At 70.8% G+C, this 23,853-nt stretch carries 24 protein-coding genes; 14 read left to right on the forward strand and 10 right to left on the reverse strand.

All coding sequences use genetic code 11. From position 1 onward, the window contains the following. Positions 1 to 6: 6 nt before the first annotated feature. The gene (locus BM362_RS34920; protein ID WP_067577956.1) at positions 7 to 420 is read left to right on the forward strand and encodes a hypothetical protein; all 414 of its coding nucleotides are present in this window, start codon (positions 7 to 9) and stop codon (positions 418 to 420) included. A gap of 5 nt (positions 421 to 425) precedes the next feature. Next, the gene (gene trpD / locus BM362_RS34925; RefSeq protein WP_198545206.1) at positions 426 to 1,469 is read left to right on the forward strand and encodes an anthranilate phosphoribosyltransferase; all 1,044 of its coding nucleotides are present in this window, start codon (positions 426 to 428) and stop codon (positions 1,467 to 1,469) included. A gap of 104 nt (positions 1,470 to 1,573) precedes the next feature. Here trpD and BM362_RS34930 read toward each other — a convergent pair whose 3' ends face one another. Further along, positions 1,574 to 2,533: a GlxA family transcriptional regulator gene (locus tag BM362_RS34930; RefSeq protein ID WP_093576062.1), complete on the reverse strand. Its 960-nt coding sequence runs from the start codon at positions 2,531 to 2,533 to the stop codon at positions 1,574 to 1,576. Positions 2,534 to 2,616: 83 nt separating this feature from the next. Between BM362_RS34930 and BM362_RS34935 the strand changes: the two genes are divergently transcribed. Beyond that, positions 2,617 to 3,525 carry a DMT family transporter gene (locus BM362_RS34935; protein ID WP_208865425.1) on the forward strand — a complete coding sequence of 303 codons (909 nt, stop codon included), beginning with the start codon at positions 2,617 to 2,619 and terminating at the stop codon, positions 3,523 to 3,525. 11 nt (positions 3,526 to 3,536) lie between these two features. Here the strand turns inward: BM362_RS34935 and BM362_RS34940 are convergent, their stop codons facing one another. Beyond that, positions 3,537 to 3,959, reverse strand: coding sequence for a cytochrome c oxidase subunit 4 (locus tag BM362_RS34940; protein WP_037809532.1), 423 nt, complete (start codon positions 3,957 to 3,959; stop codon positions 3,537 to 3,539). Positions 3,960 to 3,991: 32 nt separating this feature from the next. Beyond that, positions 3,992 to 4,939, reverse strand: a complete 948-nt coding sequence (gene ctaC, locus BM362_RS34945) for an aa3-type cytochrome oxidase subunit II (RefSeq protein WP_067577962.1) — start codon at positions 4,937 to 4,939, stop codon at positions 3,992 to 3,994. A gap of 212 nt (positions 4,940 to 5,151) precedes the next feature. On the opposite strand from ctaC, the gene asnB reads away from it, so the two are divergent. Beyond that, positions 5,152 to 7,086 (forward strand): asparagine synthase (glutamine-hydrolyzing), encoded by a 1,935-nt coding sequence (gene asnB, locus BM362_RS34950; protein WP_093576064.1) that lies wholly within the window; start codon positions 5,152 to 5,154, stop codon positions 7,084 to 7,086. A gap of 248 nt (positions 7,087 to 7,334) precedes the next feature. On the opposite strand, the gene BM362_RS34955 is transcribed toward asnB, so the two are convergent. Beyond that, a complete protein-coding gene (locus tag BM362_RS34955) occupies positions 7,335 to 8,324 on the reverse strand; it encodes a carbohydrate kinase family protein (protein ID WP_093576065.1) in 990 nt (329 codons plus the stop codon). 155 nt (positions 8,325 to 8,479) lie between these two features. Here BM362_RS34955 and BM362_RS34960 point away from each other — a divergent pair, with 155 nt between their 5' ends. Next, on the forward strand, positions 8,480 to 8,665 hold the full coding sequence (locus tag BM362_RS34960) for a hypothetical protein (protein ID WP_067578181.1): 186 nt from the start codon (positions 8,480 to 8,482) through the stop codon (positions 8,663 to 8,665). Between the two features lie 96 nt (positions 8,666 to 8,761). Here the strand turns inward: BM362_RS34960 and BM362_RS34965 are convergent, their stop codons facing one another. Then, positions 8,762 to 9,139: a HesB/IscA family protein gene (locus tag BM362_RS34965; RefSeq protein WP_037809530.1), complete on the reverse strand. Its 378-nt coding sequence runs from the start codon at positions 9,137 to 9,139 to the stop codon at positions 8,762 to 8,764. Between the two features lie 144 nt (positions 9,140 to 9,283). Here BM362_RS34965 and BM362_RS34970 point away from each other — a divergent pair, with 144 nt between their 5' ends. Then, entirely contained in the window at positions 9,284 to 9,943 is a 660-nt protein-coding gene (locus BM362_RS34970; RefSeq protein ID WP_067577966.1) for a DUF3043 domain-containing protein, read from the forward strand. 54 nt (positions 9,944 to 9,997) lie between these two features. After that, complete coding sequence (locus tag BM362_RS34975) at positions 9,998 to 10,987, forward strand: aldo/keto reductase family protein (protein WP_067577968.1); 990 nt, start codon at positions 9,998 to 10,000, stop codon at positions 10,985 to 10,987. Between the two features lie 49 nt (positions 10,988 to 11,036). Here BM362_RS34975 and BM362_RS34980 read toward each other — a convergent pair whose 3' ends face one another. After that, positions 11,037 to 11,738 (reverse strand): IspD/TarI family cytidylyltransferase, encoded by a 702-nt coding sequence (locus BM362_RS34980; protein WP_067577969.1) that lies wholly within the window; start codon positions 11,736 to 11,738, stop codon positions 11,037 to 11,039. 79 nt (positions 11,739 to 11,817) lie between these two features. Here BM362_RS34980 and cobT point away from each other — a divergent pair, with 79 nt between their 5' ends. Continuing rightward, complete coding sequence (cobT, locus tag BM362_RS34985; protein ID WP_093576066.1) at positions 11,818 to 12,888, forward strand: nicotinate-nucleotide--dimethylbenzimidazole phosphoribosyltransferase; 1,071 nt, start codon at positions 11,818 to 11,820, stop codon at positions 12,886 to 12,888. A 66-nt stretch (positions 12,889 to 12,954) separates the two neighbouring features. Here cobT and BM362_RS34990 read toward each other — a convergent pair whose 3' ends face one another. Continuing rightward, positions 12,955 to 14,058 (reverse strand): branched-chain amino acid aminotransferase, encoded by a 1,104-nt coding sequence (locus BM362_RS34990; RefSeq protein ID WP_093576067.1) that lies wholly within the window; start codon positions 14,056 to 14,058, stop codon positions 12,955 to 12,957. Positions 14,059 to 14,154: 96 nt separating this feature from the next. On the opposite strand from BM362_RS34990, the gene BM362_RS34995 reads away from it, so the two are divergent. Beyond that, a complete protein-coding gene (locus BM362_RS34995; protein ID WP_067577974.1) occupies positions 14,155 to 14,457 on the forward strand; it encodes a hypothetical protein in 303 nt (100 codons plus the stop codon). A gap of 100 nt (positions 14,458 to 14,557) precedes the next feature. On the opposite strand, the gene BM362_RS35000 is transcribed toward BM362_RS34995, so the two are convergent. After that, the gene (locus BM362_RS35000; RefSeq protein WP_067578183.1) at positions 14,558 to 15,184 is read right to left on the reverse strand and encodes a ribonuclease FAU-1 family protein; all 627 of its coding nucleotides are present in this window, start codon (positions 15,182 to 15,184) and stop codon (positions 14,558 to 14,560) included. Further along, positions 15,177 to 16,034 carry a sulfatase gene (locus BM362_RS35005; RefSeq protein WP_093576068.1) on the reverse strand — a complete coding sequence of 286 codons (858 nt, stop codon included), beginning with the start codon at positions 16,032 to 16,034 and terminating at the stop codon, positions 15,177 to 15,179. The genes BM362_RS35000 and BM362_RS35005 overlap by 8 nt, the downstream gene beginning before the upstream one ends. Before the next feature lie 102 nt (positions 16,035 to 16,136). Here BM362_RS35005 and BM362_RS35010 point away from each other — a divergent pair, with 102 nt between their 5' ends. Beyond that, positions 16,137 to 17,639 carry a leucyl aminopeptidase gene (locus BM362_RS35010; protein ID WP_067577978.1) on the forward strand — a complete coding sequence of 501 codons (1,503 nt, stop codon included), beginning with the start codon at positions 16,137 to 16,139 and terminating at the stop codon, positions 17,637 to 17,639. An 81-nt stretch (positions 17,640 to 17,720) separates the two neighbouring features. After that, positions 17,721 to 18,704, forward strand: a complete 984-nt coding sequence (locus BM362_RS35015) for an SMI1/KNR4 family protein (protein WP_093576069.1) — start codon at positions 17,721 to 17,723, stop codon at positions 18,702 to 18,704. A 173-nt stretch (positions 18,705 to 18,877) separates the two neighbouring features. Here the strand turns inward: BM362_RS35015 and BM362_RS35020 are convergent, their stop codons facing one another. Next, the gene (locus BM362_RS35020) at positions 18,878 to 19,216 is read right to left on the reverse strand and encodes an oxidoreductase (protein ID WP_067577982.1); all 339 of its coding nucleotides are present in this window, start codon (positions 19,214 to 19,216) and stop codon (positions 18,878 to 18,880) included. Between the two features lie 202 nt (positions 19,217 to 19,418). Here BM362_RS35020 and lpdA point away from each other — a divergent pair, with 202 nt between their 5' ends. The 3 genes from lpdA to BM362_RS35035 all read left to right on the forward strand — a co-directional run bounded on the left by lpdA (position 19,419) and on the right by BM362_RS35035 (position 23,850). After that, on the forward strand, positions 19,419 to 20,792 hold the full coding sequence (gene lpdA / locus BM362_RS35025) for a dihydrolipoyl dehydrogenase (RefSeq protein ID WP_093576070.1): 1,374 nt from the start codon (positions 19,419 to 19,421) through the stop codon (positions 20,790 to 20,792). A 55-nt stretch (positions 20,793 to 20,847) separates the two neighbouring features. After that, positions 20,848 to 22,629: a 2-oxoglutarate dehydrogenase, E2 component, dihydrolipoamide succinyltransferase gene (gene sucB, locus BM362_RS35030; protein WP_093576071.1), complete on the forward strand. Its 1,782-nt coding sequence runs from the start codon at positions 20,848 to 20,850 to the stop codon at positions 22,627 to 22,629. A 111-nt stretch (positions 22,630 to 22,740) separates the two neighbouring features. Continuing rightward, entirely contained in the window at positions 22,741 to 23,850 is a 1,110-nt protein-coding gene (locus BM362_RS35035; RefSeq protein WP_093576072.1) for a serine hydrolase, read from the forward strand. Positions 23,851 to 23,853 lie beyond the last annotated feature (3 nt).

Raw genomic sequence — 23,853 nt, forward strand, 5'->3', positions numbered from 1 at the left:
TGCTCAATGAGCGAGCAGTCCCAGCGGATCCTGGTGTTCAGCCACAAGGCCGAGGTCCGCGAGGCGATCATGAACGCCGTCGGCAGGCGCCCGGCGGCCGACCTCGGCCGCGTCGAGTGGGTCGAGGCGGCCGGCATCGCCGACGTGCTCGCCGAAATGGACGCGGGCTCGGTCGACCTCGCGATCCTCGACGGCGAGGCGCAGCCGACCGGCGGCATCGGCCTGACCCGCCAGCTCAAGCACGAGATCGACGACTGCCCGCCGATCATCGTGGCCGTCCGCCGCCGGGACGACCGATGGCTCGCCACCTGGGCGCTGGCCGACGCCGTGCTGGTGCACCCGCTCGACCCGCTGACCGCGGCGGAAACCGTCGCCGGCGTGCTGCGCGCCGGGCGGGTCCCCGCCGTCAACGGCGGCTGAGCCCGGTGGGCGCCACCCCGCACACCTGGCCCGCGCTGCTCACCCGGCTCATCGCCGGCGAGAACCTGTCCGCGGAGGACACGGCGTGGGCGATGGACCAGATCATGTCCGGCAGCGCCGGGCAGGCGCAGATCGGCGGCTTCGCGGTCGCGCTGCGCGCCAAGGGCGAAACGCCCGCGGAGATCTCCGGCATGGCCGACGCGATGCTGGCGCACGCCCGGCGGATCACGCTGAGCCGTCCCGCGGTGGACATCGTCGGCACCGGGGGCGACCGGTCGAACTCGGTGAACATCTCCACGATGGCGACGATCGTGACGGCGGCGGCGGGCGCTCCGGTGGCCAAGCACGGCAACCGGAGCGCGTCGTCGAAGTCCGGCGCGGCCGACGTGCTGGAAACCCTCGGCGTGAAGATCGACCTGCCGCCGGAAGCGGTGCTCGCGTCGCTCGAGGAGATCGGCATCGGGTTCTGCTTCGCCCCGGCGTTCCACCCGGCGTTCCGGCACACCGGCCCGCCGCGGCGCGAACTGGGCGTGCCGACCACGTTCAACCTGCTGGGCCCGCTGACCAACCCGGCGCAGCCGCGAAGTGCCCTGATCGGCTGTGCGTACGCGGACAAAACCCGTGCCCTGGCGGAGATTTTCGCCGAACGCGGGATGTCGGTGCTGGTGGCCCGCGGCGACGACGGGCTGGACGAGATCACCACCACCACGACGACGTCGGTGCTGGTGGTCTCCGGCGGCACGGTGACGGAACGCTCCTTCGACCCGCAGTCGCTCGACATCCCGCGCGCCACGGCGGAGGACCTGCGCGGCGGCGACGCCGCGGCGAACGCCGAGGTCGTCCGGGAACTGGTCAGCGGCAAGACCGGTCCGGTGCGCGACGCGGTGGCGCTGAACGCCGCCGCCGCGCTGGCCGCCTTCGCGGGCTTCTCCGGTTCGCTCGAAGACGACTTGGCGGCCGGGCTGGACCAAGCACGCCAGGCCATCGACAGCGGTGCGGCAGCGGCGCTGCTGGACCGGTGGATCGCGTTCTCCTCGGCTGATCGCTGACCGTCCGCGCTGCCCGAAGTTCGCCTCGGCCAGCGAGCGCGGCCTGCCTCGGTGGACGTCCGTGAGGGGAACCCTGCGGGAATCTGATTCCCGCAGGGTTCCCCTCACGGACGGAAAGCGGTCCGGTATGCGCTGGGCGTGGTAGAGCGCAGCCGCGAGAACTGGTGCCGCAGCGCAGCCGCGGAGGTGTAACCGCAGGCCACCGCGATGTCCTCCACTGAAAGCGAGCCCTCCTCCAGCAGCGCCTGCGCCCGGTCGAGGCGGCGTTCGGTCAGCCAGCGATGCGGAGTCGTTCCGGTCGCGGCGGAGAAGCGGCGCAGGAACGTCCGCTCCCCCAATCCGCTGCGGCGAGCCAGCTCCGCGACCGTGAACGGCTGGTCCAACCGCCGTTCCACCCATTCGAGCGCTTCGGCGACCACCGCGTCGTCCGGAGCGGCCGTCGCGGGCACTGGGGCCTGCACGAACTGCGCCTGCCCGCCGGCGCGGTGCGGAGCGGCCACCATCCGCCGGGCCAGTGCCGTCGCCGCCGCGACTCCGCGCAAGCGCCGCACCAGGTGCAGGCACAGATCCACCGCGGCGACCGTCCCAGCGCTGGTGAACACGCCGTCGTCGTCCGCATAGAGGGCTTGGGGATCTACTTCCGCGGCGGGAAACAGGCGGCGGAATTCCGGCTCGTAGATCCAGTGCACCGTGCAGCGACGGCCGGCCAGCAGTCCCGCGTAACCGAGCGAAAACACTCCCGCGCAGAACCCCGCCACCCACGCGCCGCGTTCCCGCGCAGCGCGCAAGGCGTCCAGCAATGGCTCCGGCGGCGGCGCGGTCCGCGGCGCCTGGGTGGGCACAATCACCAAATCCGCCGACGCCGCGAAGTCGAGATCGCGCAGTCCGGCGAGGCCGAATCCGGACCAGCTGGCCACCTCCGCCCCGCCCGGCGAGCACACGCCGAAGTCCCAGCCGGGCATGCCGTCCGCGCTGCGGTCGGTGCCGAACACCTCGCACGCGACCCCCAGCTCGAACGGCGAAACCCGGTCCGCGAGCAGCACGGCGACCCGGTGCACGTCCATGCGACCCAGCATGTCACAAGTTGTGCGGTCATTGTCATCTCTGACACTGGTTGAGCGGAACCGCCGCGACGAATCTGGGTCGCATGAAGAACCCCGAATCCCGCCCGGTCCTGCAGTGGTCCGCGGCGATGGCGTTGTCCGGCACGATCGGCGCGGTCGTGCTCGAAAGCGGCGCGGCCGCCCCGGCGGTGGCCTTCGCCCGCTGCCTCGTCGGCGGTGTCCTGCTGGTCGGGTGGTCCCTGGCCCGAGGCTGGTTCCGCGACTGGCGGCCGGCCCGCCGCGACCTGCTGCTCGCTGTCGCCGGCGGCCTGCTGCTGGTCGGCAACTGGGTGCTGCTGTTCGCGTCCTACTCGCTGTCGTCCATCGGCGTCAGCACCGTCGTCTACCACACCCAACCGCTGATCCTGGTCGGCATGGCGGCGATGTTCCTCGGCGAGAAAGTCGGCCGCTCGCACCTCCTGCGCGCGTGCGTGGCTTTCGCCGGAGTTATGGTGATTTCCCTTTCCGCACAAGGAGATGACGGACAACCCGTGCGGTTCGCCGGGATCGCGCTCGCGCTCGGCGCGGCCCTGCTCTACGCCGGTGCGTCCTTCATCGCGAAGCAGCTCAAGCACATCCGGCCGCATTTGCTCGCGGCGGTGCAGCTGACGGTCGGCGCGATCGTGCTCGCCCCCGCGCTGATTTTCACTCCGCTGCCGAGCTCGGCTCCGGGACTGCTGTGGCTCCTGCTGCTGGGCACAGTGCACACCGCGGTGATGTACGTGCTGATGTACGCCAGCATCGGCAAGCTGCCGACCACGACGGTGGCGCTGCTGTCCTACCTGTACCCGGTGGTCGCGGTCGTGGTGGACATGCTGGCGTTCGGCCACCGGCTCACCTGGCCGGAGGGCCTGGGGATGCTGGCGGTGCTCGCCGCGGCGCTCGCTCCGCAGCGCGCCAAGGCGGATACGCGCGACGCCCGGCCGGAAATTCCCAGCCGGGCGTCGCGGTGAAGCGGAAAAACTCAGTCGTGCTCGGGACCGGTGTGGTACTCGAACACCAGCCCGCCCACGGCGATGAGCAGGGCCACGATCGCCATCACGAGCAGCCAGATGTGGAAGAACGCGAGGGCGAGGCCGGCCAGCCCGGCCGCCGCGGCCAGCGCGACCGGCCAGTAGCTGCCCGGGCTGAAGAAGCCCAGCTCGCCCGCGCCGTCGCTGATCTCGGCGTCCTCGCGGTCCTCCGGGCGCTCTTCGATCCGGCGGGACACGAACTGCATGTAGCTGCCGGCGAGGAACGCGAGGCCGCCGGTCAGGAACAGCGCGACGATGCCGACCGGCTCGGCCTTCTGGTCGGTCGTGAAGAGCGCGGTCATGACCCAGTAAACGGCGGTCATGAGGACGGCGAATCCCGCCACCATGTAGAAAATCCGGGCTTCGACCTTCATGGGATTGGTCCCCTACTCCTCTGGGTTCGCCGTCAGTTGGACGCGGTGCGCGCGGTGCGGTCGGTGTTGAACGGCTTCGTGGTCACCGCGAACGGGCTGCACAGCTCGCCGCAGTTCATCGACGCCAGCGCCTCGGCCGCGCTGTTCGGCTTGCCGGTCTTCGGGTTCGTCTCGGTGCGCAGCTTGAGGTACTGGTCGTACTTGTCCGGGGACAAGGCCCGCACCTCGAAGTTCATCACCGAATGGTACGTCCCGCACAGCTCGGCGCAGCGGCCGACGAACGAGCCCTCGCGGTCGATCGAGTTCTGGAACGAGCTGTCCTGGTTGTTCTTCTCCGGATCCGGCATCACGTCGCGCTTGAAGTTGAACTCCGGGACCCAGAACGAGTGGATGACGTCCGTCGAGCGGAGCCGGTACTCGATGGTCTTGTTCGTCGGCAGCACGAGCAGCGGGATCTCGCCGGAGGAGCCGACGGTGCTCACCTGGGTGCCGTCGGCGCGCTTGGCGTTCTCGCCCTCGTACTTGAACTCCCAGTTCCACTGGAAGGCGATCACGTCGACCACGACGTCCGGGTTCGGCTTCTTGTCGAGGACCTTGCTCTCGGTCGTCGCGGTGAAGAAGAACAGCACGCAGACCATGATCGTCGGCAGGACGACCGTGAAGATCTCCAGCGGGATGTTGTACTGGAACTGCCGGGGCAGGTCCTCGGGGCCCTCGGCGGCCGCGCCCTTCTTCTTGCGGTGGAAGATCGCGGTCCAGAAGATCAGGGCCCACACGATCGCGCCGACGACGAGCGCCGCGACGACCGTCCACGTCCAGAGGGTGCGCATCTGGTCGGCTTGCGGCGTGACGCCCTTGGGCCAGCCGAAGCGGAGGATCTCGTCTCCCGAGCAGCCCGTCGCGGTCAGCGCCACCAGCACGGCCAGCGCGGCGACACGCCCGACCCGCTTACCCACCGGGGTGCGCTCTGGTTTTCCCACTGCGCCCTGCCCTTTCACCCAACAGGCCCTCTCACACCGGGCCTTCTTCGACCGATCTTCGTGACAGGCGGAGCCTAGCCGAGTTGGCCGCTCCCGCTGACCAAGGGGTGACCAGTTGCGCCACGCGTCACCCGCGTTCCGGGCGAGGCGCCCCGCCCCGGCATACTGGGCCCTTCCCCGGACCGGCCCGACCCTGAGGTGTGTGAGTACACGTGTGCGGCCTGCTTGGACTGATCTGCGCGACCGAAAACGACGCCTCGAACGCCCGGGAGAGCGTCGGCGCGGCGATGCGCTGCCAGCGCCACCGCGGCCCTGACGAGCAGGACACCTGGGCGGACGCCGAGGTCGTGTACGGCTTCAACCGGCTCGCCTTCATCGACGTCGACCACGCGCACCAGCCGCTGGTGTGGGGCCCGCCGGAGGCTCCCGGCCGGTACACGCTGAACTTCAACGGCGAGATCTACAACTACCGCGAACTGCGCGACGAGCTCGCCGAAGAATTCGGTGCGAAGTTCGCCACTGAAGGCGACGGCGAGGCGATCGTCGCGGCTTATCACTACCTCGGGGACAAAGCGGTCGAAAAACTGCGCGGCATGTTCGCGTTCCTGATCTGGGATTCGGCGGAAAAGGTCGTTTTCGGCGCGCGCGACCCGTTCGGGATCAAACCGCTCTACTACAGCGAAGGCCCGAAGGGCACCGCGTTCTCCAGCGAGAAGAAGAGCCTGCTGGAGCTGTCGGACACGCTCGGCGTCGCGCAGGAGCTGGACCGCACGGCCCTGCAGCACTACCTGGTCCTGCAGTACGCGCCGGAGCCGGAGTCGCTGCACACCGCGATCCGCCGCGTCGAGTCCGGCACCTCGTTCCGGCTCTCGCCGGGCGGGAAGCCCGAGTTCACCCGCTACTTCCACCCGAAGTTCGCCGCGAAGCCGGTGAACGGCCCCGCCGAGGCCGAGGCGCTGTACGAGCGCATCGCCGATGTGATGCGCGACTCGGTCGGCAAGCACATGATCTCCGACCCGGACGTCACGGTCGGCGCGTTCCTCTCCGGCGGCATCGACTCCACCGCGACCGCGACGCTCGCCAAGGAGCACAACCCGAACCTCATCGCGTTCACCACCGGGTTCGAGCGCGAGGGCTACTCCGAGGTGGACGTGGCCGCGGAATCGGCCGCCGCGATCGGCGTGAAGCACGTGGTCCGCACGGTGTCGGCGGACGAGATGATGGAAGCGCTGCCGCTCATCGTCTGGTACCTGGACGACCCGGTCGCCGACCCGGCGCTGGTCCCGCTGTGGTTCATCGCGCGCGAGGCGCGCAAGCACGTGAAGGCGGTGCTGTCCGGCGAAGGCGCGGACGAGCTGTTCGGCGGCTACACGATCTACGGCGAGCCGATCTCGCTGGCTCCGTTCGAGAAGATCCCCGGCGGCGTGCGGAAACTGCTGGGCAAGGTGTCCACGAAGATCCCGGAGGGCACCCGCGGCAAGGACCTGCTGCGCCGCGGCGCGCTCCCGCTGGAAGACCGCTACTACGGCAACGCCCGCAACTTCCGCGACGAGCAGCTGCGCGCCGTGCTGCGGACCTACCAGGAAGACGTCGGCTTCAAGGACGTCACCGACCCCTGGTACGAGGTGTCCCGCGGCTGGGACCCGGTGGCCCGCATGCAGCACGTGGATTTGTTCACCTGGCTGCGCGGCGACATCCTGGTCAAGGCGGACAAGGTCACCATGGCGAACTCGCTGGAGCTGCGGGTGCCGTTCCTCGACGCCGAGGTGTTCAAGGTCGCCGCTTCGATCCCGCTGGACCAGAAACTCGCCCACGGCACCACGAAGTACGCGCTGCGCCAGGCCCTGGCGAAGATCATCCCCGGCCACGTGCTGAACCGGAAGAAACTGGGCTTCCCCGTGCCGATCCGGCTGTGGCTGCGCAACGAGATGCACGACTGGGCCCGCGGCATCATCAACGACTCGAAGACCGACGAGCTGCTGGACAAAACCGCCGTGCTCCGCCTGCTGGACGAGCACAAGGAGGGCCAGCTGGACCGCAGCCGCCAGCTCTGGGCTCTGCTGGTCTTCATGCTGTGGCACGGCATCTTCGTGGAACACCGCATCAAGCCGGAAATCCCGGAACCGGCCTACCCCGTCAAGCTCTGACCGCAGGTGAGGGGAAATCTGATTCCCTCAGGGTTCCCCTCACGGCCCTGAAACCACACCAGCGCACCCACCAAACCAGGCACCCATACCACCCGCACCCCGATCCGAAGCCCGAATGCGGACGGCGGGTGCTTGTCAAGGCATCTTTCCCGCCTTGACGAGCACCCGCCGTCCGTCAGCACCATCAGCTTCGGGGTGCCCGCAAGCGATCGGGCGCAAGGTCGCCGCCAGGCGACGAGCAGGCCCGGTCAAGCAGGCAGAACCGCCGCGATCTCCTCGGCAGCCTCCGGCCCGAACGCCTCCCGCAACCGCCCCAACGCCTCAGCCCGCTCCAGCGTCCACTCCTGCGTCCCCACCGTCTCCAAAACCAGCACCGCGATCAAACACCCCAACTGCGCGGCCCGCTCCAAACTGAGCCCGCCGTCGATCGCCGCGAGGAACCCGGCCCGGAACCCGTCCCCAACCCCAGTGGGATCGGCCTTCCCGCGCTCCGGAACCGCCCCGATCTGCAGCGCGGTCCCGTCCCGCCCGACGATCTCCACGCCCTTCTCCCCCAGCGTGGTGATCCGCAGCCCGACCCGCTCCAGCACATCGGCCTCGGTCCAGCCGGTCTTCTGCAGCAGCAACTCCCACTCGTAGTCGTTGCTGAACAGGTACTTGGCCCCCTCGACGAACGACCGCACCTGCGCCCCGTCCATCCGGGCCAGCTGCTGCGACGGGTCGACCGCGAAGGTGTACCCCCGCTGACGGCACTCCTGAGCGTGCCGGACCATGCCCTCAGGATCGTCCGGGCTGATCAGCACGAGCCCGAGCCCGCCGACCCGGTCCGAAATCGGCCCCATCTCGATATTGCGGGACTCCGCCATCGCGCCCGCGTAGAACGTCGCGATCTGGCACATGTCCTCGTCGGTGGTGCACACGAAGCGCGCGGTGTGCGCGACCTCGGACACCAGCACGCCCGCGGTGTCCACGCCGTGCCGCTGCAGCCACGACTGGTAGTCCGCCCAGTCCTGGCCGACGGCTCCGACGAGCACCGGCTGCACGCCGAGCACGCCGAGGCCGAACGCGATGTTCGCGCCGATGCCGCCGCGGCGCACGACGAGGTCGTCGGCGAGGAAGCTCAGCGACACCCGGTGCAGCTGCTCGGCGACGAGCTGCTCGGCGAACCTCCCCGGGAAGTGCATCAGATGGTCCGTCGCGATGCTGCCGGACACGGCGATCCTGGGCTTGTCTGCCACCGGTTCTCCTCACGGGGTGGATGAGCTGTCGTTTTCGCGCCCTGACGCAAGTTACCCGCTGGTCATGACCCTTCCGGGTAGTTTCCGCGCCACGTTCCGACACTACCGGCCGGTACTCGTTTCCCGTTCAAGTCCGGCTGAATAGCGTGACGTTCGTGAACCTCGCGACCGAACCGGAAACCCTCGGCGACCTGATCGCCGACTGCGCCCACCTCCCGTCCGCGCTGCGGCCCGAGCGCCCCGCCGGCCAGGCCCGGCTGCCCCGGCCCAGGACCGCCCGGCCGTGGACGGTCGACGACGCCTGCCACGCGCAGGTCGCCGATCTCGACGCGTACGTCTGAGCCCGCGAACGCTCGGCAGCAGGTGAACGGCGTCCGCGCCGGAAAACGCAAACAGGCCCCGGCGCGGCCGCGCCGGGGCCTGTTTCAGCTCTGGGTTCAGTGGAAGCTGTCGCCGCAGGCGCAGGAACCCGTGGCGTTCGGGTTGTCGATCGTGAAGCCCTGCTTCTCGATGGTGTCGACGAAGTCGATCACGGCCTCGGACACGTACGGCGCGCTCATCCGGTCCACGGCGACCTGGAGGCCGTCGAAGTCGCGGAACAGGTCGCCGTCGAGCGTGCGCTCGTCGAAGAACAGCTGGTAGCGCAAGCCCGCGCAGCCGCCGGGCTGCACGGCGATGCGCAGGTGCATGTCGTCGCGGCCCTCCTGTTCGAGCAGCGCCTTCGCCTTGGCGGCCGCGGCGTCGGTCAACGTCACGCCGTGGGTCTCCTCGGCGGTCTCGGCCGCAGCCGCACCGGTCTGCTCAGCGGTCGTCATGGCACTCCCTCTTTGGTCGAACTCGCTGCGGGTACATCTCGTGTCCTAGGCACAACACGGGACTCGCCCGATCTGTTCCCCTCCATCGTCGCATATGGAACGACCTGGTGAACAACGTCGTGACGGCTGCAATACCCTGGTGAGGTGAGGTTCCTGCGCCGAAGCACCACTGACCCCGCCGCCGACGACTCCGCGGCCGAGACCGCCGTTGTCGATTCCCAGGCCACGAGCAAGTCGTACACGCCGGGAAAGGGCAAGGCGACGCCCAAGCGGCGCGAGGCCGAAGGACGCAGGCGCGGGCCGGTCGCGGCGCCGCCCACCTCCATGCGCGAGGCGATGAAGCGCAACAAAGAGCTGCGCAAGGCCAATCCGGTCAGCAAGGAAGACCGCAAGGAGGCCGCCCGCGTCCGCCGCGAGCGGATGATGTCCGGCGACGACAAGTACCTGCCGCCGCGCGACAAGGGCCCGGTCAAGGCGTACGTGCGCGACCTGGTCGACTCCCGGCGCAACATCCTCGGCCTGTTCATGCCGCTGGCGATCCTGGTGTTCCTCGCGCTGCTGGTGCCCGCGCCGGCGGTGCAGCAGTACATCACCCTGGTCTGCATGGCGATGCTGCTGGTCATGGCCATCGAGGGCTTCGTGAACGGCCGCAAGATCTCGAAGCTGGTCCGCGAACGCTTCCCGAAGGAGCCGTCGACGGCGACCCGCGGCGTCGGCTGGTACGCCTTCGTCCGGGCGAGCCAGATCCGCAAGCTGCGGGTCCCGAAGCCGCGGTTGAAGGCAGGCGACCCGATCCCGAACTGAGCCGTGCGGCACACAGGTCGTTAGCCACGCGAACGAAACGTTTACGCTGTCGGCATGGAGTTTCGACGTCTCGGCCGCAGCGGCCTCAACATCAGTGAGATCTCCTACGGCAACTGGCTGACCCACGGGTCCCAGGTCGAGGAGGACCAGGCACAAGCCTGCATCAAGGCGGCACTCGACGCGGGCATCACGACCTTCGACACGGCTGACGTCTACGCCAACACCGCCGCGGAGTCGGTGCTCGGGCGCGGGCTCAAGGGGCAGCGCCGGGAGAGCCTGGAGATCTTCACCAAGGTCTTCTGGCCGACCGGTCCGAAGGGCCCCAACGACAAGGGTCTCTCCCGCAAGCACATCATCGAGTCGGCCAACGCGTCGCTCAAGCGGCTCGGCACCGACTATGTCGACCTCTACCAGGCGCACCGGTTCGACCGCACGGTGCCGCTGGAAGAGACGATGCAGGCGTTCGCCGACCTGGTCCGCCAGGGCAAGGCGCTCTACATCGGCGTCTCGGAGTGGAACGCGGAGCAGATCTCCCGCGGCGCGGCGCTCGCCCGCGAGCTGAAGATCCCGTTCGTGTCGAACCAGCCGCAGTACTCGATGCTGTGGCGCGTCATCGAATCGCAGGTCGTGCCCGCTTCCGAGCGCGAGGGCCTGAGCCAGATCGTCTGGTCGCCGGTGGCGCAGGGCGTGCTGACCGGCAAGTACAAGGTGGGCCAGCCGCTGCCCGCCGGTTCGCGCGCGACCGACGAGAACGGCGGCGCGAACATGGTGAAGCGTTTCCTCGACGAGAAGACCCTCGCCGCGGTCGCGAAACTGGAGCCGCTGGCGGCCGAAGCCGGGCTGTCGATGGCGCAGCTGGCCGTCGCGTGGGTGCTGCAGAACCCGAACGTCGCGTCGGCGATCATCGGGGCCTCGCGGCCGGAGCAGGTCTACGACAACGTCAAGGCGGCGGGCGTCAAGCTGGAGCCGGAGCTGCTCACGGCGATCGACGAGGCGCTGGGCGACGTCGTGGTCGCCGACCCGGCGCTCACCGTTTCCCCCTGATCACCGCGGCCGGGTTCGCCCCGGCGAAAGTCCGTGAGCACTGCGGCGGCTACGAAGAAGGCCGCAGCAGAAACCGCTCCGCCACCGCGAGGTCGTGCGGATAGGTGATCTTCACGTTCTCCGCGCTGCCGGGCACCCACCGCACCGGCAGCGCGGAGAACCGCTCCATGCACGAAGCCGTGTCGGTGCCCAGAAACCCTTCCGCGGCGGCCTGCTCGTAGGCCGCGAGCAGCGGTCGCGCCCGGAAGCCCTGCGGGGTCTGCACCCGGATCGCGCCCGGCAGCGGCCCGGCCACCGTGTCCGGCCCGGCCATCGCGACCACGTCGTCCGCGGCCAGGCCCGGCACCGCTCCCCCGTCTTCCCTGGTCCGTTCCAGCACCGCGGAGATCAGCTCCGGCGTCACCAACGGCCGGGCCCCGTCGTGCAGCAGCACGGAATCCACTGTCCCGTCAGCGATCCGCGGCGCGAGATGGCGCAGCGCGTTCAGCTCGGAGGCTTGCCGCGCCGGGCCGCCGGGCACGATCTCCACCGGGACGGACAGTTCGGCGAGCACTTCCTCGGCCAGCGGCGCGTCCTCAGGCCGGATCACCAGCACCAGCACGCCGATCCCGCGCGCGGCGGCGAACGCGTCCAGCGACCACGCCACCACCCGCCTGCCCGCGACCGGCAGGTAAACCTTGTTCAGCGCGGCCCCGACCCGGGTCCCCGCACCACTGGCCAGCACGACCCCGGCCGCCGTCGATTCCCGCACGCCGACCGACCCTAAGGGCCCTGCCCTCGCGGCGGTAGGTTGGGCGCCGGGACGCCCAGCGGCGAAAGGAAACCTGGCTGTGGACACCGGGGAAACGGGCATCGAGTTCGGCGAGATCGAACCGCCGAGCGACCAGGCCCGGTCGGGCGCGATCGCGCTGCACGACAAGCTCGTCAAACCGGCCGGCTCGCTCGGCAGGCTGGAAGAGCTGGGCGTCTGGATCGCCTCGTGCCAGGGCCAGGCGCCGCCGCGGCCGTTCACCCGCCCGCGCGTCGTCGTGTTCGCCGGCGATCACGGCATCGCGAAGAAGGGCGTCTCGGCGTATCCGCGGGAGGTCACGTCGCAGCTCGTCGGCACCATGCTGACCGGCGGCGCGGCGATCAACGTGCTCGCCGCGGCGGCGGGCGCGGGCGTGCGCGTGGTCGACATGGCCGTGGACACCGAGGAATCCGCGATGCGGTCGATCGGCGAGTTCAAGGTGCGCCGCGGTTCCGGCTCGATCGACGTCGAGGACGCGCTCACCGACGCCGAGGTGCGCGCCGCGGTGGACGCCGGCCGGAAGATCGCCGACGCGGAGGTCGACGGCGGCGCGGACCTGCTGATCGCCGGCGACCTGGGGATCGGCAACAGCACCCCGGCATCGGTGCTGGTCGCGGCGCTGACCGGCAGCGAACCGGTCGCCGTGGTCGGCCGGGGTTCGGGCATCGACGACAACACCTGGATGCGCAAGGCCGCCGCGGTCCGCGACGCGCTGCGCCGGGCCCGCGCGGTGCTGGCCGACCCGCTCGCGCTGCTGCGGACGTCCTCGGGGGCCGATATCGCCGCGATGACGGGCTTTCTCGCGCAGGCGGCGGTTCGCCGCACGCCGGTGGTGCTCGACGGGCTCGTGGTCTGCTCCGCCGCGCTCGTCGCCGAAGAACTCGCACCCGGCGCGCGCCGCTGGTGGATGTCCGGGCAGCTGACCGGCGAACCCGCGCACGCGCTCGCGTTGGAGCACCTCGACCTCGGCGCGCTGCTCGACCTCGACGTCCGGCTCGGCGAAGGCACCGGCGCGGTCACCGCGCTGCCGCTGCTGATGATGGCCGCCCGCGTGCTCGCCGAAATGACCACCCACGAGCAGTCCGGCGTCTCCGGCCCGCTGTCGTCCTGAAAGCCGTGCGGGGAACCCTGCGGGAAGCAGAGTCCTTCAGGGTTCCCCGCACGGACAGCTAGCGCGTCAGGTGAGCGGGGTCATCCAGCCGGACGGGGCCGGGCGGGTGCCTTCCTGGATGCCGACGAGCTGCTCGCGCAGGGCCATGGTGACCGGGCCCGGCTGCCCGCCGGAGATCGAGAACTCGCCGCCGCCGTGCTTCACGTGGCCGACCGGCGTGATGACCGCCGCCGTGCCGCACGCGAACACCTCGGTCAGCTCGCCCGAGGCGGCCGCCTTCTCCCATTCGTCGGTGGAGATCCGGCGCTCCTCGACCTTGTGCCCGGCGTCCTTCGCCAGCTGCAGCAACGACTTGCGGGTGACGCCCGGCAGCAGCGAACCGGTCAGCTCCGGGGTGACCACGCGGACGTCGTCGCCCGAGCCGAAGACGAAGAACAGGTTCATCCCGCCCATTTCCTCGACCCAGCGGCGCTCGACCGCGTCCAGCCACACCACCTGGTCGCAGCCCTTCTCGACGGCCTGCGCCTGCGCCACGAAGGACGCCGCGTAGTTGCCCGCGCACTTCGCCGCGCCAGTGCCGCCCGGGGCCGCGCGCACGTACTCAGTGGACAGCCACACGCTGACCGGCTTCACGCCGCCGCTGAAGTACGAGCCGGCCGGCGAGGCGATCACCGCGAAGACATACTCGTCGGCCGGGCTGTTCACGCCCAGACCGGCCGAGGTGGAGATCATGAACGGGCGCAGGTACAGGGAATCGCCCTCGCGGGTCGGCACCCAGCGCTCGTCGACGGCGATCAGCTCGCGCAGCGAGTCGACGAAGGTCTCCACCGGCAGCTGCGGCATCGCGAGCCGCTCGGCGGATTCGCGGAACCGCTGCGCGTTGGCCTCCGGCCGGAACGCGGCGATCGTGCCGTCCGGCTGGCGGTAGGCCTTGAGGCCCTCGAAGATCGCCTGCCCGTAGTGCAGCACGGACGTGGCCGGGTCGAGGGAGAACGGTTCGTACGGCCCGACCTTGGCGTCGTGCCAGCCCTTCTCGGTGCTGTAGCGCACGGTGACCATGTGGTCGGTGAAATGCGTGCCGAACCCCGGCTTGGCAAGTACCTCGGCGACGCGTTCAGGACTCGCGGGGCTCGGGTTCGGAACGTGGGTGAACTGCGTCGCTGTGGTCATGCGTAGACGATAGCGCTTGGTCGGAAGCACGTTAGTCGGAAGTCCTGTGGTCTTACTCGCCGCGCTGTCCCGCGCTCGCGGCGTCACCCCACTACGATGGACGGCGTGAGCACTCAACCAGCACGCCAAGCCGGGCCCGGGGCCGGGCCCGATGTCAAGACCTTCGGCGCCGCGGCCCTGCTGACCTTCGGCGCGGGACTGCTCGGGATGGTCGGCTGGGGCCTGCTTTCGAGCGGGTTCGGCTTCTTCCTCGGCCTCGTCGTCGCCGGATTCGGCATCTACTGGTGGAAGAACCTGCACGGCAAGGTGATCACCAGGAACCTGCCGACCAAATCCGTGGTGATCCTGCTCGTCGTCAACATCGTGCTGTTCGGGGTGCTGGTCCTGCTGGCCCAGTAAGGTTTTCGCGGTAGCGGCCGCGCGGCTCCTCCCGTTCTCGCTGACACTGGCCGGACCGCGAACCCGCCGTGCACCGCGCCGCTGCGAAACCCGCAGTGAGTCAGCACAGCCCGGTGGGCAGCGCCGGAGCGGGCCAGTCCGGGTCCGGGCGGAAATCGGTGTGCGTGCCGTCGAACGGGTACGCGCCCCGCTCGGCCAGCCCGGCGAGCCGTTCGCCCTCCGCGCGCAGCTTGCCGAGTTCAGCGGTGGTCAACCGGCCTGCCTCGACGGCCGCCTCCGCTTCGTCCTCGTCCTTCCACTTCCAGCCCGCGCCCGGCGTCACGACCAGGTCGAGGATGCCGTCGATCCGGTCCGGGCCGGTTCCGGTGCGCCCGCGCGGCACTTCGAGGTTCACGTACCAGTCGCGGAACCGGCCGTCCGCCTCGAAAAACCACCACACCGACGACCACGCCCGGTCGGGGATCAGCCGCAGCGTCGAGGTGCCGTGCCAGACCTCCGGCACGCGTACGCGCGGCTCGCGAAACCGTTGTTCCAGCGGCGCTTCCCGCAGAGACCGGCCGTCCGCGAGCCTGCTGCCGACGATCGGCGTGCCGAGCGGGAGCCAGCCGAGCAGCGTCTCGCCGTCGTCGGAAATCACACGCAGCGGATGATGCTGGCCGATGCTGCCGTCCGGGCGGACGAAACGTTCGACGACTGTCTGTCCCGGCGCCCAGCGGTGCTCAGTCATGGACGCCACGGTAGCGGCGGATCCGTACCCGCAGCAGCAGTTCCGCGACGGCGCCGAGCCCCGCCGCGAGCAGCGCCGCCGACAGCGGAACGAACGCCGCGGCGGCCGCTGCCAGCAGTGCGGCCACCGCGACCGGAGCCCCGCCGGACGGCGCGAACCGCTGTCGCGCACCGACGAAAGTCGTGAATACGGCGGGAAGAGTCGCCAGCACTGCGATCACCGTGAGCAACGGCTGGAGCTGCCCGGCGTCCGCGGCGGACAGCAGATCCCGCATCGCGGTCCCGGACAATCCGAGCCGGACCGGACCCAGCTGCAGCAGCGTCACCGCTGTGACCGCCACCGCGACGAGGCTCAGAACCAACGCGCGTCCGGTGCCGCGCTCCCCCGGTTCCGGAAGGAGGAACGGCAGCAGGAACAGCGCCGCGACGACGATCCCGGCCGCGGGCGGTGTCCCGATTCCGCCCGTTTGCGACACCGGAGCGACCGCCAGGCACATCGCCACGAGCACCGCCGCGGCGGCCAGCAGCACGCCCAGCACCCAGGTGACCAGCAGATCCGGCAGCCGCAGCCCGGCGAAATCCGCCGCCGCGACGAACACCACGAGCGCAGCGGCGGCATACCCGGGCTGCGCCGGGAAGACGTACGCGCCGAACGCCTGCGCGAGCACGACGATCTGGGCCAGCCGGGATAATCCGCCGGCGATCCGGCCGGCCGGATCGCCGCCGAGCGCGGGCAGCCGGGAGCCGCAGGCCGCGGCCAGCGCGGCGAGCACAACCCCGGCGAGAACCCAGTATCCGGCCCCGGCGGCGCCGGCCGCCAGCGTCACCAGGAGTGCTCCCGCGAGCCGCACCGCGATCCCCCTTCCCCCGTCCGGATGGCTTTGTCATTAGCATGGCTCACGATCGACCGGGCAGATCGCCCGGCGCCACCGCGACGTCGCGAGGAGTCAGAAGTGACCGTGCCGAAGCTTGCCCTCTCCGAGAACACGGGTGCGGCATTGGGCAAGACCCGCGCCGACGTCGTCGTGATCGGCACTCTCCAGGGCGCGGACGGCCTCGAGCTCGCCGCGGGCGCGGAGGTCGCCGACGCGGCGTTCGACGGCAAGCTCGCCGAGGTGCTCGGCACGCTCGGCGCGACCGGCAAGGCCGAGGAAATCGTGAAGCTGCCGACGCTGGGCAAGCTGCCCGCGGGCGTCGTGCTGGCGGTCGGCCTCGGCACATCGAAGGACGGCGAAATCACCGCCGAGCAGGTGCGCCGCGCGGCCGGAGCCGCGGCCCGCGCGCTGAACGGCACCGAGCGGGCGTTCGTCACGCTGTCGGCGCTCGACCTGCACGCCGCCACCGAAGGCATCGCGCTGGGCGCGTACGTCTTCACCGAGTACCGCTCGGAGAAGGGCGAGGGCCCGCTGGCGAAGGCCGACCTGGTCAGCCCGGCCGAGGGCACCGCGCGCGAGCACAAGGCCACGCTGAAGGCGGCCGGGTTCATCGCCGAATCGGTGATCATCGCCCGCGACCTGATCAACACCCCGCCGAACGACCTGTTCCCGGCGTCCTTCGCCGACCGCGCGAAGAAGCTCGCCGACGCGAACGGCCTCGAGTTCGAGGTGCTCGACGAGAAGGTCCTCAAGCGCAAGGGCTTCGGCGGCATCCTCGGCGTCGGCGGCGGTTCGTCGCGGCCGCCGCGCCTGCTGCGGGTCAGCTGGAAGCCGGCGAAGGCGCGCAAGAAGGTCGCGCTGGTCGGCAAGGGCATCACCTTCGACTCGGGCGGCATCTCGCTCAAGCCGGCCGCGAACATGGACCACATGACCTCCGACATGTCGGGCGCGGCCGCCGTGCTCGCGTCGGTCGTGCTGGCCGCGAAGCTGAAGTACCCGCTCGAGGTCACCGCGCACATCCCGCTGGCGGAGAACCTGCCCTCGGCCACCTCCTACCGGCCCGGCGACGTGCTGACCATGTACGGCGGCAAGACCGTCGAGGTGCTCAACACCGACGCCGAAGGACGGCTCGTGCTGGCCGACGCGATCGTGCGCGCGGCCGAGGAGAACCCGGACTACCTGATCGAGACCGCCACGCTGACCGGCGCGCAGGTGGTCGCGCTGGGCAACCGGATCTCCGGCGTGATGGGCTCGGACGAGTTCCGCGACCGCGTCGCCGGCATCATGCAGGCCACCGGCGAGGGCGGCTGGGCCATGCCGCTTCCCGGCGAACTGCGCGCCGACCTGGACTCGCGCCTGGCCGACATCGCGAACGTCACCGGCCAGCGCTGGGCGGGCATGCTGGTGGCGGGCGTGTTCCTGCGCGAGTTCGTGCCGGCGGACCTGCCGTGGGCGCACCTGGACGTCGCGGGCCCGGCCTTCAACTCCGGCGGCCCGTGGGGCTACACCGGCAAGGGCGGCACCGGCATCCCGGTCCGCACCATCGCCGCGGTGCTGGCGGACATCGCCGACCAGGGCTGATTCCCGCGTTCGACGGAGGCCCCGCACCACGCCGGCGCGGGGCCTCCGTCGGGTCCGCGGCCGTGTGGCACGCTCGCGAACATGCAGCGCGACGACTACCTCGAGACCGCCGTCCGCGACGTGCTCACCGCCGACGAGGCCGCCGCTGACCGCCGGATCGGCCACGCCGCACTCCTCCTCGCGACCGCGGGCGCGGCCGACGCCGCGGATCGCCTTGTCACGCAATGGCACGCGGCGACCGGACGCCCGGCGTCCGTGCTCGCCGACGACGCGGTGCGCGCCCGCGCCTGGGCGATGCTCTTCGAGGCGCGCGGCGACCGTCCACAATGGGCAGACGCGCTCGTTCCGCTCGACCTGGACGCGGAAGAACAAGCCCACCAAGCATTTCTCGCCCGCCGAGCGTCCGATTTGGACGGTCTTTTCGACGGTTCGCCAATCGCGGGCGTGGTCTCCGCGATCGCCCCGGAGCGGCCGGATCCGGTGCGCGACGCACTGGCCGCCGCCGACCTCGGCGCGTGGGCCGCACTCGTCGAAAGCCACCCCGACCCGGACGTCGCGACGCTCGCCGCCACCCGCCCGCTCGCCGCCCGGCTGGTCGGCGGCGCGGACCCGCTCGGACTCGGCACGGAGTGGCCGGACCAGTGCGCGGGGGCGCTGATCGCCGCACTGCGCGAACGCCATCCGACCAGCCCGGCCAGCCTTCCGGAACTGGTCTCGGCGATCCTCCGGCTGCGCGGGCAACGCGCCCCCGCCCCGGCGTCGCCCGCCGACCTGGCCGCCGCCGAACAACGCCTCGGCTTCCGCCTTCCCGACGACTACCGCGAGTTCCTGGCGCTCGCGGACGGGTTACCCGCGGACGTGGTGTTCCCGCGCCTGCTGCCCGCCCGCGAACTGCGCGCCGACGGAACGGTCGTGATCGTCTCCGACCCCGCGACCGTCCTGCTCGCCCACACCGGCGACGGCTGGCGAGCGGTCGAAGTGGACCTCACGTACGGCAGCACCGCGCACGACTCGTTCCGCGCGCTGCTGGAACACCACCACCGACTGCTGGAAGCAAGCGCCTGACTCAGCCCACCCGCCCGCTGAAGTCCGTGAGGGCCACCTTCACAGCCGCTGATTCCCTCAGGGTTCCCCTCACGACCCGCACCCGGGCCGCAAGCCGGCGCGCGCAACGCCGAGACCGATGGAATCAGCACCCCCGGCAACAACCCGGCGGCTACCGAGAGCCAGCGCCCGGCTCAGCTGCCCGGGCGGCGCTTCTGCCGTTCGGTGTATTCGCGCATGCGCTTCGGGTAACCGACGCGCGCGGCCTCGTACACCGGAATCGTGTGCTTGTGGCCGAACCGCTGCGCGGCGTCGAAGCTTCCGATGCGGCGGCGGGTCCATTCGCCGTCGTGCGCGACAAGCACCACAGTGGTGTCGGTCACCGTGGTCGGCGGCTCGACGTACGCCTCCACCCCGCGGCGCGCGGCGGCCCATTCTTCCAGGTAGCGGGTGTCGGCCGAGCCTCCGGAGCGGCCTGCTCCAGCGGCCGCGCCGCGTCTGCCGCGGCGGCGCAACGAGTCGAAGATCCCCACTTCGACCCCCTTTCTTCCGGCGAGAGTCCGGACTTCATTATTCCCGGGTTCGTGTGTGGCCGGTGTCGCAGCACCGCCTTGGCCCGGCTAGGTCGCAACGCCGATCGGCGTAGTGACAAGATGGCTGTTGTCGCGCGCGCGTTTATACCGGGTGCCGCGGCGACCGAAGCTCCACCCCTATCGCTGCCGAGGAGTTATTGAAGTGAGCGACACCTCCGCCGACCTCGTGATCCTGGGAGGCGGATCGGGCGGCTACGCCGCGGCCTTCCGCGCGGCCGAGCTGGGCCTTTCCGTCACGCTGATCGAGAAGGACAAGCTGGGCGGGACCTGCCTCCACCGGGGCTGCATCCCGACCAAGGCCCTGCTGCACGCCGCCGAGGTCGCCGACGAGGCCCGCGACGCCGAGACCTTCGGCGTCAAGGCCGTGTTCGAAGGCATCGACATCGCGGGGGTGAACAAGTACAAGGACGGGATCGTCTCCCGGCTGTACAAGGGCCTCCAGGGCCTGGCCAAGGCGCACAAGGTGAACCTCGTCGAGGGCACCGGCCGGTTCGTCGGCGGCACCACCGTCGAGGTCGAGGGCACCCGCTACACCGGCAAGAACGTCATCCTCGCCACCGGTTCGTACTCGCGCAGCCTGCCCGGCCTCGAACTCGGCGGCCGCATCATCGCGAGCGAGCAGGCGCTGACGCTGGACTACGTGCCGAAGAAGGTCGTCGTGCTCGGCGGCGGCGTGATCGGCGTGGAGTTCGCCAGCGTGTGGGCCTCCTTCGGGGTCGACGTCACCGTGGTCGAGGCGCTCCCGCGGCTGGTCCCGAACGAGGACGAGTACGCCTCCAAGCAGCTTGAACGCGCGTTCCGCCGCCGCAAGATCGGCTTCAAGACCGGCGTGAAGTTCACCGGCGCGAAGCAGGACGACAACGGCGTCAGCGTGTCGCTGGAGTCCGGCGAAACGCTGGAGGCCGACCTGCTGCTGGTCGCCGTCGGCCGCGGCCCGAACTCGGCCGGGCACGGCTACGAGGAGGCGGGCGTCCAGATCGACCGCGGCTTCGTGCTCACCGACGACCGGCTGCGCACCAACCTGCCGAATGTCTACGCGGTCGGCGACATCGTGCCGGGCCTTCAGCTCGCGCACCGCGGCTTCCAGCAGGGCATCTTCGTGGCCGAGGAGATCGCCGGCCTGAACCCGCGCGTCATCGACGAGCGCGGCATCCCGCGCGTCACCTACTCGCACCCCGAGGTCGCTTCCGTCGGGCTCACCGAGGCACAGGCCAAGGAGAAGTACGGGTCGGACGTCACCACGTTCACCTACGACCTCGGCGGCAACGGCAAGAGCCAGATCCTCAAGACCTCCGGCGGCGTGAAGCTGGTGAAGGCCCCCGACGGCCCCGTCGTCGGCGTGCACATGGTGGGCGACCGGGTCGGCGAGCTGATCGGCGAAGCGCAGCTGATCTACAGCTGGGAGGCGTTCCCGGAGGACGTCGCCCCGCTGATCCACGCGCACCCCACGCAGACCGAGGCACTCGGCGAAGCGTTCCTCGCCCTCGCGGGCAAGCCGCTGCACGTGCACAGCTGACGCGCAACCAGCACAATCCAGACCACGTCTTAGCGATCAAGGGAGCCAGCGAACAATGGCCTACTCCGTCACGCTGCCGGAGCTCGGCGAGAGCGTCACCGAGGGAACCGTCACCCGGTGGTTGAAGCAGGAGGGCGACACCGTCGAGGTCGACGAGCCGTTGCTCGAGATCTCGACCGACAAGGTCGACACCGAAGTGCCGTCGCCGGTGGCAGGCACGGTCGTGAAGATCAGCGCCAAGGAAGACGACACCGTCGAGGTCGGCGGCGAGCTGGCGGTGATCGACGACGGCACCGGCGGCGTGCCCGAGTCCTCCGCCCCGGCCCAGCAGGCCGAGCCGGAGCCGGAGCCCGAGCCCGCCCCGCAGCAGCAGGAAGCCCCTGCCGCGGCCGCCCCCGCCGAGTCCGCTCCGTCGCAGCCGGACACCGCTCCGGCCGCGGGCGGTTCGGGCACCGAGGTGAAGCTGCCCGAGCTGGGCGAGAGCGTCACCGAGGGCACCGTCACCCGCTGGCTGAAGCAGGTCGGCGAGTCGGTCGAGGTCGACGAGCCGTTGCTTGAGATCTCCACCGACAAGGTCGACACCGAGGTCCCGTCGCCGGTCGCCGGCACCGTGCTGGAGATCCGCGCGGGCGAGGACGAGACCGTCGAGGTCGGCGGAGTGCTCGCGGTCATCGGCGACGCGAGCGCCGCCCCGGCTCAGGAGAGCAAGCCCGCGCCCGCTCCGGAGCCCGAGCCTGCCCCGGCTCCGGTCCAGGAAAGCAAGCCCGCCCCGGCCCCGGCGGCCCCGGCGGCTCCGGCCCCCGCGCCTGCCGCTCCGGCTCCGGCGCAGGAGAGCAAGCCCGCTCCGGCCGCGAAGGCCCCGGCGGAGCCGGCAGAGTCTTCGGATGGCCCGTACGTCACGCCGCTGGTGCGCAAGCTCGCCTCCGAGCACGGCATCGACCTCGCGTCGCTGACCGGCAGCGGAGTCGGCGGCCGCATCCGCAAGCAGGACGTGCTCGCCGCCGCCGAGGCCAAGCAGAAGGCGGCCCCGGCCGCCAAGGACACCACTGCCGCTGCCCCGGCCGCCGCTGCGTCCGCGCCACGCGCCGCCGCGGTCCCGCCGGAGGTCGCCGCCCTGCGCGGCACCGTGCAGAAGGCGAGCCGGATCCGGCAGATCACCGCCACCAAGACCCGCGAGTCGCTGCAGGTTTCCGCGCAGCTCACGCAGGTGCACGAGGTGGACGTCACCAAGATCGCCAAGCTGCGCCAGCGCGCGAAGGCGGCGTTCAAGGAGCGCGAGGGCGTCAACCTCACGTTCCTGCCGTTCTTCGCCAAGGCGACCGTCGAGGCGCTCAAGCAGCACCCGAACGTCAACGCGTCCTACAACGAGGACACGAAGGAGATCACCTACCACGGCGCCGTGCACCTGGGCATCGCGGTGGACACCGAGCGCGGCCTGCTCTCGGTCGTGATCCACGACGCGGGCGAGCTGAGCCTCGCCGGTCTCGCGCACCGCATCGCCGACCTGGCGGCGCGGGCCCGGGCCAACAAGATCAAGCCGGACGAGCTGATCGGCGGCACCTTCACCGTCACGAACATCGGCTCCAACGGGGCCCTGTTCGACACGCCGATCATCGTGCAGCCGCAGTCCGGCATGCTCGGCACCGGCGCGGTGGTGAAGCGCCCGGTCGTGGTGAGCGACGCGGACGGCAACGACACCATCGCGGTCCGCTCGATGGCGTACCTGCCGCTGACCTACGACCACCGCCTGGTCGACGGCGCGGACGCCGGCCGCTTCCTGACCACGATCAAGCAGCGGCTGGAAGAGGGCAACTTCGAGGACGAGCTGGGTCTCTGATCCGGCAACTCCCCGGCGAAGGCCCTCGCACCCGCTCGGGTGCGGGGGCCTTCGCTCTTTCCCCCTTTCAGCTAATCCGGAATTCCGGAATACCGGAGTAAACTCGCCGGCATGCTCACCCGACGCAGATTGCTCACGTCGGTCGCCGCAGCGGGGGCCGCCACGATCGTCGCGCCCTCGCTCGCGCTGGCCGATCCCCCGGACCAATCCACCCCCGAAGGCTGGCTCGCCCGGCTCGCGGCACACCGCGACGACGTGTCAGCGGTTTTCTCCGACGGCACCGGCCGCCGGTTCAGCCATCTCGCGGACCGCTCGCTCACCATCGCGTCCGCGATCAAGGTGGTGCATCTGCTCGCCTACACCACAGCGGTCGCGCGAGGACGGCTCGATCCGGACGAGCAGGTGCGCGTCGGCGACTGGGACGCCCGGCATCCGTATCTCGGCGACGGCCTGGTCGGGCAGGGCAGTCACCTGAAGGCGCTGACCTACCTGGGAATCCCGTGCGACGAGTACGGCGTCGCGAAGGACCCGGAGCGATGCGTGCCGCTGCACAGCATCGCCGAAACGATGATCTGTTTCAGCGACAACTCCGCGGCCGACTATCTGCGCGCCCGGCTCGGCGACCGGGCACTGCGGGAGGCCGCGGCCCGGGGCGGCTGGCGCATGCCGGACGTCCGGATGTTCGGCGGCGAGACTCTGCTGCTGTATTTCCCGGAGTACTGCCCGCCGCCGCGCAGCCCGGTCGTGGTCCGCCGCGCGGCGGGAGACGCGCTGTCGAACCGGTTCGCGCGCGACCCGTCGTTCCGCGCCCAAGTGCTCCCGCGCGCCGCCGGGAAACCTCCCTCCGTGGCGGCGATCCTGGCGTGGTCCGCGGCGACCGGACAGGGCAGCGCCGCGCAGTTGTCCGGGATGCACCACGAGATCGCCGCGAGCCGCGACCGCGCGGCCGTCCTCGCGCAGGAGATCCTCGCCGCGCCGCTCGCGAGAGATAAGCCGTCGGGTTCGAAAGCCCTGCTGTACAAGGGCGGAAACCTGCCCGGCTTCCTCGTTCTCGGACTCGACGTGCTCTGGCCGGACCGCCGTCCGGGCACCGGCACGATCTTCCTGAAGAACTCCACGCCGGAGGATCTCCAGTACGGCGGAGTGCTGCAGCAGCTGTGCATCGACGCGCTGTACCGCCCGGACACCTTCGCGGCACTGGAGCGTGCGCTGGGACACTGACCC

It is taken from the genome of Amycolatopsis rubida, from assembly GCF_900115345.1.
Taxonomy (GTDB): domain Bacteria; phylum Actinomycetota; class Actinomycetes; order Mycobacteriales; family Pseudonocardiaceae; genus Amycolatopsis; species Amycolatopsis rubida.